This window comes from Pantoea sp. 18069 (genome assembly GCF_902706035.1).
In the GTDB taxonomy this organism is placed as follows: Bacteria; Pseudomonadota; Gammaproteobacteria; order Burkholderiales; family Burkholderiaceae_C; genus Comamonas.
Genome location: NZ_CACSJA010000057.1, coordinates 1 through 18,536 on the forward strand (window position 1 = coordinate 1; position 18,536 = coordinate 18,536).

Genomic DNA, 18,536 nt, shown 5'->3' on the forward strand with positions numbered 1-18,536 from the left:
GGAAGCATTCGCTGGTGCGTCTGAACGACCTGTTATCGACGCAGCGGGTTGGGTACCGCTTTCCCTGGTCAATCTGGCTTGATTCCTTTCAGTTCCAAGCCCCGTCTTTTAGGGCGGGGTAATTGACCGCATTGCCTCAACTGGCACGCCCACCTTTTTGGCGGCATCGCAGGCGCGCATTAAGGGCTAAGATCACTGCGCCGCCCAGCCCCCGTCCATGTTCCAGGCCACGCCGCGCACATTGGCGCCGGCCGGTGAGCAGAAGAACACCGCGAGCGCGCCCAGATCCTCGGGCGTCGTGAATTGCAGCGAGGGCTCCTTTTCGGCGAGCAGCTGTTTCGTCGCCTCCTCGATGCTGATGGCTTGATCGGCGGCCTTGGCGTCGACCTGCTTTTGCACCAGCGGCGTGAGCACCCAGCCCGGGCAGATCGCGTTGCAGGTGATGCCCGTGGTCGCGTTCTCGAGCGCGCAGACCTTGGTCAGCCCGATCAGGCCGTGCTTGGCGGCCACGTAGGCGGACTTCTGCGCCGAGCCGACAAGGCCATGCACCGAAGCGACATTGATGATACGGCCCCAGCCCTTGCCGTTCGCGGCGGCCTGCATGGCCGGCAGCACCAGGCGCGTGGCGTGGAAAGCGCTGGACAGATTGATGGCGATGACCGCATCCCAGCGCTCGGGCGCGAAGTCCTCGATGGGCGCGACATGCTGGATGCCGGCGTTGTTCACGAGAATGTCGACCTGGCCGAAATTGCGCACGCTGTAGTCGACCATGTCCTCGATGTCGGCCACGCGTGTCATGTCGGCGCCATGGTAGGCGATCTTGGCGCCGGCCGCGTGTCCCGCGGCCTGCACTTCGGCGCGCGGCCCGTCGACGTCGCCGAAGCCGTTGAGCACGATGTTCGCGCCCTGTTGTGCCAGGGCCTTGGCGATGCCCAGGCCTATGCCGCTGGTGGACCCAGTGACGAGAGCAGTTTTGCCTTTCAGCATGGAAGGTCTCCGAATGAATTACGATGCATTATCGAACCGTGCTGCTGGATTGTGCCCCCATGAATGAACCTACGCTGAACTACGTACTGTGTCCCGGTGCTGCTGCCGTGCCGCAGGGCGTGGGGACTACTGTCGACATGCACCGCATGGCCTACTGGGAATGGAATGCCACCGGCAATCCCCATCACCCACATGTCATCGTATGCGTGCACGGCCTGTCGCGCCAGTCGCGCGATTTCGATGTGCTGGCGCGCGCGCTCAGCCGCCATGCGCGCGTGATCTGCCCCGATGTCGTCGGCCGGGGCCACAGCGACTGGCTCGCCGACCCCATGGACTACGGCCTGCAGCGCTACGCGAGCGACATGCAGGCGCTGATCACCCAGCTGCAGGCGCGCAGCCCGCTGCAGACGCTCGACTGGGTCGGCACCAGCATGGGCGGCCTGATCGGCATGCTGCTGGCGAGCGACTCCGATTTCTCTTCGCCCGTGCCGATACGGCGCCTGGTGCTCAACGACGTAGGCCCGCGCGTGCAGTGGCAGGCGCTGCTGCGCATTGGTGAATACCTGGGCCAGCCGCTGGTCTTCACCTCGCTGCAGCAGGCGGCCGAAGCGCTGCGCCTGATTTCCGCCGGCTTCGGGCCGCATACCGAGCAGCAGTGGCTGGACCTGACCGCGCCCATGCTCAAGCCGCGCCTCGAAGGCGGGCTGCAGCTGCACTACGACCCGGACATCGCCATGCCTTTTCAGGCAATGAACCCTGATATGGCGCTGGCCGGCGAGGCCTTGCTGTGGGCTGCCTATGACAGCATCCAGGCGCAGACGCTGCTGATCCGCGGAGAGCAGTCTGACCTGCTGTCGGTCGAGACCGCGCAGGCCATGGTCGAGCGCGGCCCGCGCGCGCGCTGCGTGACGCTGCCGGGCTTCGGGCACGCGCCGACGCTGGTCGCACCGCCCCAGGTGGCGCTGGTGGCGCGCTTTCTGCTGCCCGAATGGACGGATGTCCCGGAGGATACGGCGGCCGAGCCGGCGCTGGAAAGCGGAGCACGTCCATGAAAAGCGCTTTGACCATTGCTCCGTCCGTCGAAGGCGGCGTTGCTGCGCAGAGCAGCCTGGCCGAGGCGGTGCCGCAACTGATCAAGGCCACGGCGACGACCCTGCCCGAACAGGTCGATGCGCTGGTGCGCGCGCGCTCCTTTGCCGAGCCGCTGCTGGCCAATGAATGCATGGCCTCGGGCGAGAACACGCTGGCCCATGCCGATGCGGTCGCCGCCATTCTCAAGGGCATTGGCGGCTCGGAGACGATGCAGGCGGCCTGCTATCTGGTGCATGCGAGCTTTCACCTGAACCGGCCGCAGGAAGTGATTTCCAAGGCGTTTGGCGAGAATTTCGCGACGCTGGCAGTGGAAACCACCAAGCTGATGCGCGTGCAGCAGCAGGCGCGTGACGCCGAAGTCACGTCCCAGCATGTCGACGGCGTGGCGGCGCAGACCGAGACCGTGCGCAAGATGCTGCTGGGCTTTTCGCGCGATCTGCGCGTGGTGCTGCTGCGCCTGGCGTCGCGCCTGCAGACGTTGCGCTACTACGCGGCCAGCAAGCATCCGGTCTCGCCGGGCATTGCGCGCGAAGCGCTGCATGTGTTCGCGCCGCTGGCCAACCGCCTGGGCATCTGGCAGATCAAGTGGGAACTGGAGGACCTGTCGTTTCGCTTTCTCGAGCCCGACACCTACCGCGAGATCGCGCGGCTGCTGGACGAAAAGCGCACCGAACGCGAAGTCTTCATGGAGCAGCTGCGCGGCCGGCTCGAAAGCGATCTGCGCGCCTACAGCATCAGCGCGACCGTGCAGGGCCGGCCCAAGCATATCTACAGCATCGTCAAGAAGATGCGCGGCAAGTCGCTGGACTTCGACCAGGTGTTCGACATCCGCGCGCTGCGCGTGGTCGTGCCGACGATCAAGGACTGCTACACCGCGCTGTCCTGGGTGCACGAGCGCTTCACGCCTATCGAGGCCGAGTTCGACGACTACATCGCGCGCCCCAAGGCCAACGGCTACCAGTCGCTGCATACCGTGGTGCGCGACGAGAATGGCCGCGCGATCGAGATCCAGATCCGCACCCAGGCCATGCACGACCATGCCGAGCATGGCGTGGCCGCGCACTGGGCCTACAAGGAGGCGGGCTCCAAGGGCTATGCGGGCGTGACCGCGAGCAGCGAGTACGACGCCAAGATCGCGGTGCTGCGCCAGTTGCTCGCCTGGGGCAACGACCTCGCGGGCACGCCCACGCACCGCGGTCTTTTCGAAGACCGGATCTATGTGCTCACGCCCGATGCGGCGGTGATCGAACTGCCCCAGGGCGCGACGCCCGTGGACTTCGCCTACGCGGTGCACACCAGCCTGGGCCACCGCTGCCGCGGCGCGCGCGTGGACGGCGCGATGGTGCCGCTGAACACGCCGCTGCAAAACGGCCAGACCGTGGAGATCAGCACCGTCAAGGAAGGCCGGCCTTCGCGCGACTGGCTCAATGCCGACCTCGGCTACCTGACCAGCCACCGTGCACGCGCCAAGGTGCGCGCCTGGTTCAACGCCCAGGCCAGCCATGAAACCGTGGCGCGCGGGCGCGAAGCCGTGGAAAAACTGCTGCAGCGCGAAGGCAAGACGGCGATCAAGCTCGACGACCTCGCGGTGCAGCTGGGCTTCAAGTCGGCCGATGCCTTGTTCGAAGTCGTGGGCAAGGACGAATACTCGCTGCGCAATATCGAGTCCGTGCTGCGCCCACCCGAGCCCGAGGAGGATGAGGAAGCGTTCTCTCCGGTGCGCAAGGCGCGCGGCAGCGACACCGTGCCCAAGGGCGGGGTGCTGGTGGTCGGCATCGATTCGCTGATGACCCAGCTCGCCAAGTGCTGCAAGCCCGCGCCGCCCGACGACATCCGCGGCTTCGTGACGCGCGGCAAGGGCGTGAGCGTGCACCGCCACGACTGCTCGAACTTCCGCGAAATGGCCGCGCGCAACAGCGAGCGCATGATTGACGTGGCCTGGGGCACGCCCAAGGCTGCGGTGGGCGCGGCCGTCTACCCCGTCGACGTATCGGTCGAGGCCACCGACCGCCAGGGCCTGCTGCGCGATATCTCCGATGTGTTCGCGCGCGAAAAGACCAATGTGATCGGCGTGCAGACCCAGTCCGTCAAGGGCACGGCCTGGATGACCTTCACCGTGGAAGTCGCCGATTCGGGGCGGCTCAACAAGGTGCTGGGCATCGTGGCCGGTGTGTCGGGCGTACGTTCCGCGCGGCGGCGCTGATCAATGCCGTGAAGAAATAGGCGCTGTTTGCAAAAAAGTCGGCAAGTTGGGGAAAACGCGTTTTTCCCGATGCTATACTTATTGAATCGAACAACAGGCGCGTAGCTCAGCTGGTTAGAGCACCACCTTGACATGGTGGGGGTCGTTGGTTCGAGTCCAATCGCGCCTACCAACTAACCATTGGTAAAAAGCCTCCCAGACTGACGGTCCGGGAGGCTTTTTTTTCGCCCTCGCAGCATGCACGGTGGCGAATGGCGCAGACGCGCATGCTGCGCAGCGTGCAATGCATCAACGGCTATCTGCAGATGCGATGACGCCCGCTGTCGAAATGGAAGTGGTCAGCGTGCGCCTGGTTGTACTCGGGGCCGAGCACGCCATCAAAGAATCGGCACGCACCCTGGTGTACCTCCCGCAGGAATGCACTTGCCGGTGTGTCGCCGCGCCACTGTCGGACCACGGTGATTCGCCTGCCATCCTCGAGAACAAAGCCTGCGATGTCGAGCGCATTGGCTGTCGCGTGCTGGCTTCGGTTGCCAGCCTCTCTTCCATACACATTGCGGCAGGCGTAACTGCCCAGATGCTCCAGCCGCTGCACGTTGGCACCAAGAGTCGCCTGCGCAGCGGGCTGCAGCACGTGGCGCTCCCACAAGGCGAGGGACGCCGCTGCAGGGCAGCTCAAGGTGAACGCGGGGCCCACCGCAACCGAGGTTTGTTGCACATGGATGGCATTTCGCAATCCGCAGCCCGGCCCGGTGTCTCGGTCGGCAACGGCCTGGAAGCGCCAGGGGGTCTCGGACATGAAGGCCTGGCATGCCGCCGGATCGGATTTGAAGCGCTGTACTTTGAAGCGCGTGAGCCAGTCAGGCCTTGCCTCGTAGGTGAGAGGCGCCCAGGGGTTGAGGTCATCCGCAATGGTCCAGAAACGGCCATGCGACCAGAGTCCGAACCCCAGGCCGAGCAACAAAGCCACAAGAAATTTCATCCGCTACATGATCCGCGATGGACGCCGCCATCGGCGCAGCATGCGGCACGGTCCTACAGCCGATGGTGATGCGCTACGAGATTTCCTGTACACCCAGGCTTGCATGGCGGTGCCACGCGAGGCCCGTCGCGCTCGATAATCGGCATACGATCTGCGGCCCATCCATTCCCACCCAGCGCATAGGAGCCTGTTTTCATGAGCACACCGTTATCGCCACGTCTCACGGAGATCATCGACGAGCGCGTTTTCGCCTTCGCCCAAGGCGCGCAGCGGCATTTCAAAACCAACGATCTGGTGGTGTTGCTCGATTTCCGCGAAGCAGCGCCGGCGCTGGAAGCCGTTGCCAGAAAGCGCCTGGCCGATGCCCAAGAGCTGCCGCTTGACGTGCGGCTGCAGCTTTCGCAACCCGCTTCCTTCCTGCATGAGGTCCTGGGCACTGCCGAGCAGTCGTTCTGGTTTCTCGTGATCTTCGAAGATGGCGACTTCGAGTATGGCGCGATCAATGCATCCATGATGGCCGCCGGCTAGCCGCGGTGGGGGGCTGCAGCACGGACAGCGCCCCTATCGATCTTCTCTGCACGATTCCCTGCGGCCGTTGGCAGCGCGGGATCGGGCGGGTCCGCACTGCCACCGTCTTGCGACGGTTTGTGCAGGCAATCCCTTGCGCCGCAATGGCATGGATCTCATCGGAGCATGGATGCAGGCCTGACCCAAGCCCGTTTCGGCGCCATTGCCGGGTGCGGTACCTGTTTGTGGTGCGTGTTGAAGCCGCTATCAAGGATTTGCGCACGCTATCGATCAAGGTGTATTGATGTTTTCAATCAACTTGATAGTTTTAATTTTTCGGGTGCGGGCGCCTTGGGTCGTTGTGCGCGTCGAAATGAATTCGCGGACAAAAGCCGCAAAAATCGCGGCCAAAGCAGGCGTTGTGCGGCGAAAAGCGCGCATCAGGCGAGCATCGAAATGGGTTGAATCCGTTTTCTAATGTCAATGAATGTTATTGGGCACCGTTGGGATGATTTGACGACTTTTTGGGCGCAAATATTAACAATGTGTGTGCTACGCTTGCAGATGAAACCATCAGATTGGATGGCGTGCCAAGAGGAATAGCTCCACCGGCACAGCGACTTCAAGTGCAAGGTTATGCGTAAAGAACACCGGCCAGAAGCCGGCGGCTCCGCCTTGCTCCCGTGGAAAGGAAATCTCCATATGCGCTGTGTATAGCCTATAGCCAGAGTCTGCATCACAGTCTTTCTGTGTCATCGCAGCTTGTGTTTTTGCGACTGCCGCTGCGTGCAGTTCGCCCGCTGTGCCGCGAGCGCAGCATGGAACCGCAGAGTTCCATCGTTGATTTTTCTGTTGCGACTCGGTGCGCGCGCTTCGGCATGTGCTGCATCGGCCGCCTGTAACAACGGTTTACCACCGGAGCGGTGCGCATGCGTTCTCGCACGCCAGTCCCGTCTTTCAGCGTTGCTGGACGGTCCCGCTGCGCCCGGTCGGAGCCAACCATCGAGGTGATGAAAATGAAGTTCAAGCAGATTGCACAGGCCGTTGCATCTTTGGGTATGGCGTCGTGGGCTGTCTCTGGCATGGCCCAGACGGCGCTGACGGCGCAGCAGGTCAATGCGCAAGGCGCGGCCCTGCAGTCGGTCGTGGAAAAAGTGCTGATGACGCACCCCGAGATCCAGGTGCGCTTCCAGGATCTGACCTCCACCCTGGAAGGGCAGAATGTGGCGCGCGGCGCCCTGCGCCCGCAGGTCACGGCGCAGGGATGGGTAGGCCGCGAATGGCGCAGCAATTCCGAAGGCGGGGCGGACACCGACTGGAACCGGCCCGGCTGGAATCTGCAGTTGCGCCAGATGATCTTCGATGGTTTCACCACCAGCAGCGGCGTTCGCCAGTTGGGCTTCGAGAAGCTGTCCAAGTTCTATGACCTGCGTGCCACCACGGAAACCCTGGCCAATGAAGCCGTGGGTGCCTATCTGGATGTGCAGCGCTACCGCGAGATGGAACGCCTCGCACGGGACAACTTCACCACGCACCAGGTGACGCTGGGCCAGTTGCGCGAGCGCCAGCAATCGGGCGTCGGGCGCGGCGTCGATCTGGAGCAGTCGAGCGGCCGGGTGTCGCTGGCCCAGTCCAACCTGATGACCGAGACCAACAATCTCAATGACGTGATGCAGCGCTACCGCCGCGTGGTGGGCGAGTACCCGCCTGCGCAGCTCGCGCCGGTGCCGGAAGTCACCGACCGCCTGATCGTGCCTGCGGTGACCAGGGATTTCAGCGATGCGCTGCGCTCCAATCCCCAGTTGCTGTCCAAGCAGGCCTTGCTGCAGGCCGCTGAAGCCGGGCAGAAGGCCGCGAAGGGCGCGCACCTGCCCAAGGTCGAGCTCGTGGCTTCCACGGGCCGCGATCGCGAGCAGTCCACGCCCGCGTTCTGGAATCAACAGGCTTCGCGCGTTCAGGTCATGATGACCTACAACCTGTCGCGCGGCGGAGCGGACGAGGCACGCCTGCGCCAGACCATTGCCCAAGGCTATGCGGCCCACGATTTGCGCGACTACACCTGCCGCAATCTGCTGCAGGAAATCTCCATCACCTGGAACAACATCGCGCGCCTGCGGCAGCAGACGCCGTTTTTGCAGGAGCATGTGCTGTCCACGTCGAAGGTGCGCGTCGCGTACCAGCAGCAGTTCAGGATCGGCCAGCGTTCGCTGCTTGATGTGCTCAACACCGAAAACGAGCTGTTCGATGCGCAGCGCGCGCTGGTGAACGCGCAGTACGACCTGAAGAAGGCCGAATACCAGTGGCTGACGCTGTCGAGCGAGATCCTGCCCGTGCTGGGCCTGGCCCAGCCGCATTCGGCGAGCCGCCCCGAAGAGCAGCAGGCGCTGGTGCTGCCTGACGACATGCTGCGCAGCTGCAATGCGGCCGTGCCCGATACTTCCAATCTGATGCCGGTGTCCGCGCAGGTCTCGGTGAACGAGGTGCCGGTGCAGACGGCGCAGGCCCAGGCGCCGGTTTCCCTGCGCCTGACGCGCCGAGTCGCAGTTCCGTAGCCTGAAAGGCCGCCGTATGGACAAAAGCAATCTGCCCCCTGTCGACGATTCCTCCAAGAAGGAGTTGTCCGCGCTGGACGTGGACTTCATCCGCGTTCTCGAGGATCTGATCGAGGCCTTGCTGGCCAACGGTACGCTGCGCCTGACGGATCTGCCGCCGCACGCGCTGGAGAAGCTGAGCCAGCGCAAGCGAGTGCGTGAACGCGTGCGCAACTCGCTCGACCTGATCGATGATGGTGAAGAGCTTTTGTAGCGGGATGGGCAAGAATGTCTAAGTCGGAATATGAAGCGCCCCGGGATCCATCCGCCGCGCCCGCCAAGGCGCAGGAGTTGCCGAATGCGTCGACGGGCGGGCCTCGACCGGCCCGGCCCATGCCCTCCCACGAAACGCATTCCGACCCGCTGCTCGATTGCCTGGTGCAGCTTACCCAGCTGCATGGCAAGCCCCATACCGCGCAGGCGCTGAGCAATGGCCTGCCGCTGGTCGACCAGCGCCTCACGCCCTCGCTGCTGTCGCGCGCCGCGGCGCGCGCGCATTTCACCACGCGCATCGTGCAGCGCGGTCTCGATGACGTCCCTGATGGCCTGCTGCCCGCGATCCTGATCCTCAACGGCAATCGCGCCTGCCTGCTGCTCAGGACGCTGGCCGATGGCCGCTTTCTGCTGCAGTATCCGGAAAGCAGCAGCCCGGTGGAGGTCGATCGCCAGACCGTGCTGCAGGATTACGCCGGGCTGATGTGCTTCGTGCGCCCGCAGTTCCGCTTCGAGCAGCGCTCGGTGCAGCCGGGGCTCGAACCGCGCAGCGGCCACTGGTTCTGGGCCGTGGTGCTGGACAACCGGCGCCTGTACCGCGACGCGCTGCTGGCCGCGGTGCTGATCAATCTCTTCGCGCTGGCCATGCCGCTGTTCAGCATGAACGTCTATGACCGTGTCGTGCCCAACAACGCGGTGGAGACGCTGTGGGTGCTGGCCATGGGCATCTCGCTGGTGCTGGTCTTCAATTTCGTGCTGACTACGGCGCGCGCCTATGTCGTCGATTCGGCGAGCAAGCGCGTGGACGTGCAGCTGTCCGCGCAGATCATGGAGCGCGTGCTGGACTTGCGCATGGAAAGCCGCCCCGCGTCCGTGGGCTCGTTCGCGGCCAATCTGCGCTCGTTCGAGTCGGTGCGCGATTTCATTGCCTCGGCGAGCCTGACCACGCTGGTGGACCTGCCGTTCGTGCTGCTGTTCCTGCTGGCGCTGCTCTGGATTTCACCCTGGATGCTGATTCCGCCGCTGGTGGCCATCGCGGCGATCCTGCTGGTGTCCTTCTGGGCCCAGGCGCGCATGGAAAGCCTCACGCTCAAGACCTTCCAGGCGGCGTCGCAGCGCAATGCCCTGCTGGTGGAGTCGCTGACCAATCTCGAAGCCGTCAAGACGCTCAATGCCCAAAGCGGCGTGCAGCGCCTGTGGGAAGGCTCTACCCAGTACATCGCCTACATGGGCGGCAAGATCAAGTTCATCTCGTCGGGCACGGTGAACTTCGTGCAGACCCTGCAGCAGCTGGTGACCGTGGCGGTGGTGATCATCGGCGTGTACCAGGTGCAGGAGTCGGCGCTGTCTATGGGCGGCATCATCGCCGCGTCGATGATCGCGGGGCGGTGCCTGGCGCCTTTCGGCCAGGTCGCGGGGCTGATGATGCAGTTCCACAACGCGCGCACTTCGCTGCATTCGATAGACAACTACATGAAGATGCCGGTCGAGCACGCGCAGGGCAGCGAGTTCGTGTCACGGCCCGACCTGGGCGGCGCCATCGAGTTCCGCAACGTGAGCTTCAACTACCCGGGCAGCGACCAGGCCAGCCTTTCGGGCGTGAGCTTTTGCGTCAAGGCGGGCGAGCGCGTGGGCATCATCGGCCGCATAGGATCGGGCAAGACCACCCTGGAAAAACTGGTGCTGGGCCTGTACCGGCCTACCGACGGCGCCGTTCTGATTGATGGTGTCGACGCACGCCAGATCGACCCGGTGGATCTGCGCCGCGCCATCGGCCATGTGCCGCAGGACCCTATGCTGTTCTATGGCAGCCTGAAGTACAACCTGCTCGTTGGCGCCCCGCATGCGGGCGAGCGCGAAATGCTGCATGCCGCGCGCATTGCGGGTGTCGACGAGTTCGCGGCGCAGCACCCCAACGGCTATGCGATGAACATCGGCGAGCGCGGCGAGTCGCTTTCGGGTGGCCAGCGCCAGTCGATTGCCGTGGCGCGGGCGCTGATCAACGACCCGCCGATGCTGCTGCTCGACGAGCCCAGCAGCAATCTGGACAACCAGAGCGAAGCCCAGCTCAAGCGCCGCCTGCAGGAAGCGTCCGAAGGCAAGACCATGCTGCTGGTGACGCACCGCACGGCGCTGCTGACGCTGGTGGACCGGCTGATCGTGATCGACAGCGGGCGCATCGTGGCCGATGGCCCCAAGGACCAGGTGATCGAAGCCTTGAAGCAGGGCCGCATCGGCGGCATGGGAGGCCGGTCATGAGCGACAACAAGCCAATGCAAGACGCGAAGCCGGTGAAGACGCCGGGCCGGTTCACGGCGGCGCTGCAGGCGCGCTGGCGCAAGCTCGCGCACTGGCTGCTCGACGGCAGCGAGACCGTGGGCTCGCACCAGAGCGACGATCTCAGGGCGGATGCGCAGTGGGCCGCTGGCCAGCAGCAGGCGCGCGGCTCGCGGCTGCTGATCTGGGCGGCGCTGCTGTCGGTGCTGGCGCTGCTGGTCTGGGCGTCTTTCGGCCGCATCGACGAGGTGGTGCGCGGTCAGGGCAAGGTCGTGCCGTCGCGCCAGGTGCAGGTGGTGCAAAGCCTCGATGGCGGCATCGTCCAGGAGATCCTGGTGCGCCCCGGCGAGCATGTGGAAAAGGACCAGGTGCTGCTGCGCATAGACCCGACGCGCTACAGCTCGTCGCTGGGCGAGAACAAGGCGGAACTGCTGGCGCTGCAGGCCAAGGCGGCGCGCCTGCAGGCACTGGCCTCGGGTGAAGCGTTTGCTGTTCCCGCGGATGTGCAGGCCGCTGCACCGCAGATCGTGGAAATGGAGCGCCGCATGTGGGAGAGCCGCACGCAGGAGCTCAACACCACCGTCAATATCGCGCGCGACCAGCTGCGCCAACGCCAGCAGGAGCTGCGCGAGAACCAGGCCAACCGCGACCAGGCATCGTCGAGTTGCAGCCTGACGTCGGAAGAGCTGAATGTGACCCGGCCCTTGCTCAAGAGCGGCGCGGTGTCGGAAGTCGATCTGCTGCGCCTGCAGCGCGACGTGGCGCGCTTTTGCGGCGAGGCCCGTGCGGCCAGTGCGCAGATGGGCCGCATCCAGGCTGCCATCCAGGAAGCCGAGCGCAAGATCCAGGAGTCCGAGATGAATGTGCGCAATCTGGCGCGTGCCGAACTGTCCGAAACCCGCGGCAAGCTGGGCACGCTCGAGCAGGGCAAGGTCGCGCTGGAAGACCGCGTGAAGCTGGCCGAAGTGCGCTCGCCCGTGCGCGGCACCGTGAACACCTTGATGGCCAACACCGTTGGCGGCGTGGTGCAGCCGGGCAAGGACATCCTGGATATCGTGCCGCTCGACGACACCTTGCTGATGGAAGTGCAGGTCAACCCGCGCGACATCGGCTTCCTGCACTTCGACCAGCTGGCCGAAGTGAAATTCTCCGCCTATGACTTCGCGATCTACGGCGGCCTGCAGGGCAGGGTCGAGCAGATCGGTGCCAACACCATCACCGACGAGAAGGGCAACTCCTTCTATGTGGTGAAGGTGCGTACCGAGCGCGCCCATGTGGGCGATGACTCGCGCCCCATCATCCCCGGCATGCAGGCCGAGGTGCACATTCTTACCGGCAAGCGCACGCTGATGCAGTACCTGCTCAAGCCCATCTTGCGCACCAAGTCCAATGCTTTGACCGAGCGGTAGTTCATGCCCAGTTCATCATCAGAAAGAATCCATATGAATGCCCAGCCTGTGCTGATGCTGACCCAGGATGCCACGCTGTGGCAGGGCTGGCGGCAGATTGCAGGCGCCGAATGGATGCCTGCGCGCGGCCAGGGGCTGGCTGATCTGCAGCGCTGGAAACAGCAGGGCCGCCGCCTGGTCGTGCTCGATGCCGCATTGCCCCAACTGCCCGCAAGCAGCGACGCTGAATGGAGCCGCTTGCTGCAAGGTGTCCAGGTGCTGGTGCTGAGCAACCGCCCCGGCGACGAGGAGGGGCGCCAGTTGCTGGGCAAGGGCGCCTGCGGCTATGCGCACGCGCAATCGGGCGCCGACGCGATCTCGCAGATGCTGCAAAGCCTGTCGGGGGGCAATATCTGGCTGGGCCGCTCGCTGCTGCAGCGTCTGCTGCGCGATGTCGATGCGCGCCTGCCCGAACCCGAAAACCATTGGGCCGATGCGCTGTCCCCGCGCGAGCAGGAAGTGGCCCGCTATGCATCCCTGGGCGAAAGCAATGCCGAGATTGCCGAGCGCATGTCGATAGGCGAGCGCACGGTGCGCGCGCACCTGTCGGCCATCTTTGAAAAGCTGCAGGTCGAAGACCGGCTGATGCTCGCCCTCAAGGTCCACGGCATAGGGCGCAAGCAGCCGGCGTAAGAACGTGAACACGTTCTCAGCGCTGATCTGGCGCGTATCGAACCCAGGCTGCGCATAGTCGGAGCCTGGGTTTTTTTACGTCCTCCGGTGGCAGGAACATGGCCCGATTGGCGGCGACGCCAATAGCTGTTTTGTCAGCGGGCTCCTACCATGCCCTCAGAAATATTGGAGGAAGACCGTCAGGCGCTTCCTCCCCACTGACTGGAGCTACAGATCACCATGGCAGCGCAAACCGTTCTCGTTACCCAACTCACCGGCCAGGCTTGGATCCGTGGCTCCGATGGCAGTTTGACCGCCCTCCATGAAGGCATGCGCATCCCGGCGGACGCGGTGATCGTGACCTCGTCGGGCGGCTCGGTGCAGTTGCAGGCCGACGGTCAGCCGCCGTTGATCGTGGGCGAGAACCAGGAAGTGCTGCTCACCGCGGATCTGGTGAGCCCGCCCCCGCCCCAGGAGGCCGCGATCGCTGCGCCGCCAGCGACCGAGATCGAACAGATCATTGCGGCCATCAACGCAGGCCAGGATCCGTTCGATACGCTAGACCCTACGGCGGCCACGCTCAGCGGTGGCAGTGAAGGCGGCAGCACCTTTGTGCGCCTGGCCAGCATTCTGGAAAACACCGTGCCGCTGGCGCTCGCGTATGGAAACATCGCTCCCGTGGCGGCCGAGTTGCCGCTGTTCAGTGGCGTGGCCGAGGCGCAGGACGATGCGCAGCCGCCCCGCGCAACCCCCCAGGCGAATGCGGACGCCGGCGCGGTGCTCGAAGATGCCGCTCAGCCGCTGCGCGGCAATGTGCTGGCCAATGACACGCTTGGCGAGGGCGCGCTGGCCGAGCACCAGGTGGTGCTGACGGGCTCGGGCCAAGGCCAGTACGGCCAGATCACACTGGGTGCTGACGGCAGCTACAGTTATCAGCTCGACAGCAGCCTGCCCTCGGTGCAGTCCCTTGCCGCGGGCGAGACGCACACGGAAAGCTTCACCTATACGCTGGTGGACAAGGACGGGGTTGGTTCGTCCAGCACGTTGACGGTCACCATCATCGGCACCAACGATGCTCCCACGCTTTCGGGCCAGGTGGCCGTGGTGGTGACGGAAGATCAGGTGACGGCCGCGACCGGCCAACTGGTCGTGACCGATGTGGATGCCAGCGATACGCATACCTGGACCGTGGACAACGGTGGCCAGGGCCAGTACGGCAGCTTCACCGTGGACCAGACGGGCAAGTGGACCTATGTGCCGGGCACCGGCAATGCGGATGTCCAGGGGCTCAAGGCGGGCGAGCAGCTCTTGGACACCATCACCGTCACCGTCGATGACGGCCATGGCGGTACGGTGTCGCAAACCATCACGGTCACTATCCAGGGCGCTGACGACGGTGCGATCATCACCCCTGCAACGCCTGGTTCGGACAGGGGCGAGGTCACCGAAGACACGCAACTCACGACGGGCGGCAAACTCGACATCGTCGATCCCGACGCAGGCCAGGCCGTGTTCCAGCCGCAGGCCGGAACGGACGGCTCCTACGGCACGTTCACCGTGGACGCCAACGGCAGCTGGGGCTACTCGCTGAACAATGGCGACCCGGCTGTTCAAGGCCTGGGCCTGGGCGAAACGCTGACCGAGGCGTTCACGGTCACCAGCGCCGACGGCGCTACCCACACGGTCAACATCGTCGTCAACGGCACCAACGATGTGCCGTCGATGGACGGCACGGTCGTGGGCGTTGTGACGGAAGATGGCGCCACGACGGCCAGCGGCCAACTGACCGCCACCGACGTCGATACCAACGACCAGCTGACCTGGACCGTCACCGGTCCTGCAACGGGCCAGTACGGCTCGATCGCTGTCGATCAGAACGGCAAGTGGACTTACACGCTGGATAACGCCAAGGCGCAGGAACTCACCGCTGCCGACAAGCCGGTGGAATCGTTCACCATCACGGTCAGCGACGGCCATGGCGGCACGGTCAGCAAGACCATCGAAGTGACGGTCAATGGTGCCGATGATGGCGCAGTGATCACTCCGCACACCCCGGGTGCGGACAAGGGCGAGGTCACCGAAGACACGCAACTCACGACGGGCGGCAAACTCGGCATCGTCGATCCCGACGCAGGCCAGGCCGTGTTCCAGCCGCAGGCCGGAACGAACGGCTCCTACGGCACGTTCACCGTGGACGCCAACGGCAGCTGGGGCTACTCGCTGAACAATGGCGACCCGGCTGTCCAAGGCCTGGGTGTGGGAGAAACGCTGACCGAGGCGTTCACGGTCACCAGCGCCGACGGCGCTACCCACACGGTCAACATCGTCGTCAACGGCACCAACGATGTGCCGACGATGGACGGCACGGTTGTGGGCGTTGTGACGGAAGATGGCGCCACGACGGCCAGCGGCCAACTGACCGCCACCGACGTGGACACCAACGATACGCTGACCTGGACCGTTACCGGTGCTACCACCGGCCAGTACGGCTCGATCGCTGTCGATCAGAACGGCAAGTGGACTTACACGCTGGACAACGCCAAGGCGCAGGAACTCACCGCAACTGACAAGCCGGTGGAGTCGTTCACCATCACGGTCAGCGACGGCCATGGCGGCACGGTCAGCAAGACCATCGAAGTGACGGTCAATGGTGCCGATGATGGCGCAATCATTACCCCGCACATACCTGGCGATGACAAGGGCGCTGTCACCGAAGACGGCCAACTGACCGCCAGCGGCAAGCTCGATGTGACGGATCCTGATGCAGGCCAGGCCGTGTTTGTTCCAGTGGTTGCTCAAGCCGGCACCTACGGTAACTTCAGCGTCGATGCCAATGGCAATTGGACGTTCAATCTGAACAACAGCGACACCAAGGTGCAGGCCCTGGGCGCAGGCGAGACGCTGACCGAGACCTTCGTGGTCACGACCGCTGACGGCACCACAGGCTCGGTGGTCATCACCATCAATGGCACGAATGACAAGCCAGTGCTGTCGGGCGCGCTGACAGGCACGGTGACCGAAGACGGCACGCAGTCGGCCATGGGTCAGCTGAGCACCACCGATGTGGATGTCAATGACACCCATAGCTACAGCGTGGTGGGTGCCAGCACCGGCACCTATGGCAGCTTTAGCGTGGACGCGAGCGGCCAGTGGACTTACCAGCTCGACAATGCCGCAGCCCAGTCTTTGAAGACTGGTGACACTCGAACCGAGACCTACCAAGTCCAGGTTAGCGACGGCAAGGGTGGTGTGGATACGAAGGATGTCACGATCACCATCAACGGCACTGACGACGGCGCGGTGATTGCACCAAGCAAGCCGGGCGACGATCTGGGAACGGTTACCGAAGACGGCCAACTGACTGCCGGTGGCAAGCTCGATGTGACGGACCCTGACGCCGGCCAGGCCGTGTTCGTTGTGCAAAGCAATGTCAGTACCACCTACGGTCAGTTCACCATCGGTACCGATGGCACCTGGACGTACACGCTCGACAACGCCAACCTGGCCGTTCAGGCGCTGGGCGCGGGTCAGACCCTGACTGAAACCCGTGAAGTGGTGACGGCCGATGGCACCAAGGCCAGCGTCGTCATCACCATCAATGGCACGAACGATGTGCCGACGCTGAGCACTGGCGTTGCCGCAGTGACGGAAGACGTCGGCGTGGTCGGCGGCAAGCTGGTCACTTCGGGCTCGGTCACGATCGCCGATGTCGACACTGGCGAGAGCAGCTTCCAGGCTGGCGCAACGTTTACCAGCAGCACTGGTGGTGCGCAGCTGGGCGCGTTGGTGTTCAATACCGATGGCAGTTACAGCTACGCAGTCGACAACAGCTTGGTGCAGTACCTCAAGACCGGTGAATCGGTCATTGAGACCTACACGGTCATCAGCAAGGACGGCTCGGCCACGACGACCATCACGATCACCATCAACGGTACTGACGACGGCGCGGTGATTGCACCAAGCAAGCCGGGCGATGACGCAGGTCAGGTACAGGAAGATGTGACGCTCACCGCCAGCGGCAAGCTCGATGTGACCGATCCGGATGAGGATCAGGCCGAGTTCACGCCGGTGACTGCGCATCCTGGTCAGTACGGTGACTTCAGTATCGACAAGAACGGCAACTGGACGTTCAACCTGAACAATGGCAATGCCACGGTTCAGGCCTTGGGTGTGGGCGAACACCTCACCGATACTTTCACGGTCACCACGATTGACGGCACGACGGCCCAAGTCACGATCACCATTGACGGCAGCAACGACAAGCCGGTGCTCTCTGGTGCGCTGACCGGCACTGTCACCGAAGACGGCACCCAGACGGCCATTGGTCAGTTAAGCACCACCGATGTGGATATCAACGACACCCATAGCTACAGCGTCGTGGGTGCCAGCACCGGCACCTATGGCAGCTTTAGCGTGGACGCGAGCGGCCAATGGACTTACCAGCTCGACAACGCTGCGGCCCAGTCGCTCAAGACCGGCGATGTTCGCACCGAGACTTACCAAGTCCAGGTCGACGATGGCAAGGGCGGTACAGACACCAAGACGGTCACCATCACCATCAATGGTGACGATGATGGCGCGACCATTACCCCCAACGTTCCCGGCGCAGACAAGGGTACGGTGCAGGAAGATGTGACGCTGTCCGCCAACGGCAAGCTCGATGTGACCGATCCGGATGCAGGCCAGGCCGAGTTCACGCCGGTGACTGCGCACCCTGGTCAGTACGGCAGTTTCTCTGTCGACAAGAATGGAAACTGGACGTTTGACCTGAAGAATGGCAATGCCACGGTGCAGGCCTTGGGTGTGGGTGAACATCTCACCGACACCTTTACCGTCACCACCATTGACGGCACGACGGCCCAAGTCACGATCACTATTGACGGCAGCAACGACAAGCCGGTGCTGTCGGGTGCGCTGACCGGCACGGTGACTGAAGACGGTACCCAGACGGCCATTGGTCAGTTGAGCACCACCGATGTGGATATCAACGACACCCACAGCTACAGCGTAGTGGGCGCCAGCACCGGAACCTATGGCAGCTTTAGCGTGGACGCGAGCGGCCAGTGGACTTACCAGCTCGACAATGCCGCAGCCCAGTCTTTGAAGACTGGCGATGTACGCACCGAAACCTATACGGTCCAGGTCAGTGATGGCAAGGGCGGTACCGACACCAAGACGGTCACCATCACCATCAATGGTGACGACGATGGCGCGGTGATTGCACCGAGCAAGCCGGGTGATGACGCAGGTCTGGTGCAGGAAGATGTGACGCTGTCCGTCAGCGGCAAGCTCGATGTAACCGATCCGGATGAGGATCAGGCCGAGTTCACGCCGGTGACTGCGCATCCTGGCCAGTACGGTGACTTCAGCATCGACAAGAACGGCAACTGGACATTTGACCTGAAAAATGGCAATGCCACGGTGCAGGCCTTGGGTGTGGGTGAGCATCTCACCGACACCTTTACCGTCACCACGATTGATGGGACCACGGCTCAGGTCACGATCACCATCAATGGCACGAACGACAAGCCGGTGCTGTCGGGAGCCTTGACGGGCACTGTGACTGAAGATGGCACGCAGTCTGCCATTGGCCAACTGGCCACCACCGATGTGGATACCAATGA

Annotated in this window: 12 protein-coding genes and 1 tRNA gene; 10 read left to right on the top strand and 3 right to left on the bottom strand. The window is 63.9% G+C overall.

The features are described 5' to 3' along the window. Positions 1 to 192 precede the first annotated feature (192 nt). Complete coding sequence (locus GVL12_RS24820; RefSeq protein WP_159918235.1) at positions 193 to 987, bottom strand: 3-hydroxybutyrate dehydrogenase; 795 nt, start codon at positions 985 to 987, stop codon at positions 193 to 195. Positions 988 to 1,046: 59 nt separating this feature from the next. On the opposite strand from GVL12_RS24820, the gene GVL12_RS24825 reads away from it, so the two are divergent. From GVL12_RS24825 to GVL12_RS24835, 3 genes are all read left to right on the top strand, one after another. Next, positions 1,047 to 2,039 (top strand): alpha/beta fold hydrolase, encoded by a 993-nt coding sequence (locus GVL12_RS24825; RefSeq protein ID WP_159918236.1) that lies wholly within the window; start codon positions 1,047 to 1,049, stop codon positions 2,037 to 2,039. Then, positions 2,036 to 4,282: a bifunctional (p)ppGpp synthetase/guanosine-3',5'-bis(diphosphate) 3'-pyrophosphohydrolase gene (locus GVL12_RS24830; RefSeq protein WP_159918237.1), complete on the top strand. Its 2,247-nt coding sequence runs from the start codon at positions 2,036 to 2,038 to the stop codon at positions 4,280 to 4,282. The genes GVL12_RS24825 and GVL12_RS24830 overlap by 4 nt, the downstream gene beginning before the upstream one ends. A 95-nt stretch (positions 4,283 to 4,377) precedes the next feature. Next, a tRNA-Val gene (locus tag GVL12_RS24835) sits at positions 4,378 to 4,454 on the top strand. A gap of 123 nt (positions 4,455 to 4,577) precedes the next feature. Here GVL12_RS24835 and GVL12_RS24840 read toward each other — a convergent pair. Then, positions 4,578 to 5,264, bottom strand: a complete 687-nt coding sequence (locus GVL12_RS24840) for an extensin family protein (RefSeq protein WP_159918238.1) — start codon at positions 5,262 to 5,264, stop codon at positions 4,578 to 4,580. Positions 5,265 to 5,459: 195 nt separating this feature from the next. Here GVL12_RS24840 and GVL12_RS24845 point away from each other — a divergent pair, with 195 nt between their 5' ends. Next, entirely contained in the window at positions 5,460 to 5,792 is a 333-nt protein-coding gene (locus tag GVL12_RS24845; protein WP_159918239.1) for a hypothetical protein, read from the top strand. A gap of 270 nt (positions 5,793 to 6,062) precedes the next feature. On the opposite strand, the gene GVL12_RS24850 is transcribed toward GVL12_RS24845, so the two are convergent. Then, positions 6,063 to 6,212 carry a hypothetical protein gene (locus tag GVL12_RS24850; RefSeq protein WP_159918240.1) on the bottom strand — a complete coding sequence of 50 codons (150 nt, stop codon included), beginning with the start codon at positions 6,210 to 6,212 and terminating at the stop codon, positions 6,063 to 6,065. Between the two features lie 575 nt (positions 6,213 to 6,787). Between GVL12_RS24850 and GVL12_RS24855 the strand changes: the two genes are divergently transcribed. The 6 genes from GVL12_RS24855 to GVL12_RS24880 form a co-directional block, all read left to right on the top strand. After that, positions 6,788 to 8,323, top strand: a complete 1,536-nt coding sequence (locus GVL12_RS24855; protein ID WP_159918241.1) for a TolC family outer membrane protein — start codon at positions 6,788 to 6,790, stop codon at positions 8,321 to 8,323. A gap of 16 nt (positions 8,324 to 8,339) precedes the next feature. Continuing rightward, positions 8,340 to 8,576: a hypothetical protein gene (locus GVL12_RS24860; protein ID WP_159918242.1), complete on the top strand. Its 237-nt coding sequence runs from the start codon at positions 8,340 to 8,342 to the stop codon at positions 8,574 to 8,576. Between the two features lie 119 nt (positions 8,577 to 8,695). After that, the gene (locus tag GVL12_RS24865) at positions 8,696 to 10,834 is read left to right on the top strand and encodes a type I secretion system permease/ATPase (RefSeq protein WP_159918243.1); all 2,139 of its coding nucleotides are present in this window, start codon (positions 8,696 to 8,698) and stop codon (positions 10,832 to 10,834) included. Beyond that, complete coding sequence (locus GVL12_RS24870; RefSeq protein WP_200844068.1) at positions 10,831 to 12,261, top strand: HlyD family type I secretion periplasmic adaptor subunit; 1,431 nt, start codon at positions 10,831 to 10,833, stop codon at positions 12,259 to 12,261. The genes GVL12_RS24865 and GVL12_RS24870 overlap by 4 nt, the downstream gene beginning before the upstream one ends. Before the next feature lie 33 nt (positions 12,262 to 12,294). After that, complete coding sequence (locus tag GVL12_RS24875; protein WP_159918244.1) at positions 12,295 to 12,933, top strand: response regulator transcription factor; 639 nt, start codon at positions 12,295 to 12,297, stop codon at positions 12,931 to 12,933. Between the two features lie 219 nt (positions 12,934 to 13,152). Beyond that, a partial coding sequence (locus GVL12_RS24880) for a retention module-containing protein (protein WP_159918245.1) occupies positions 13,153 to 18,536 on the top strand: 5,384 nt, incomplete at its 3' end.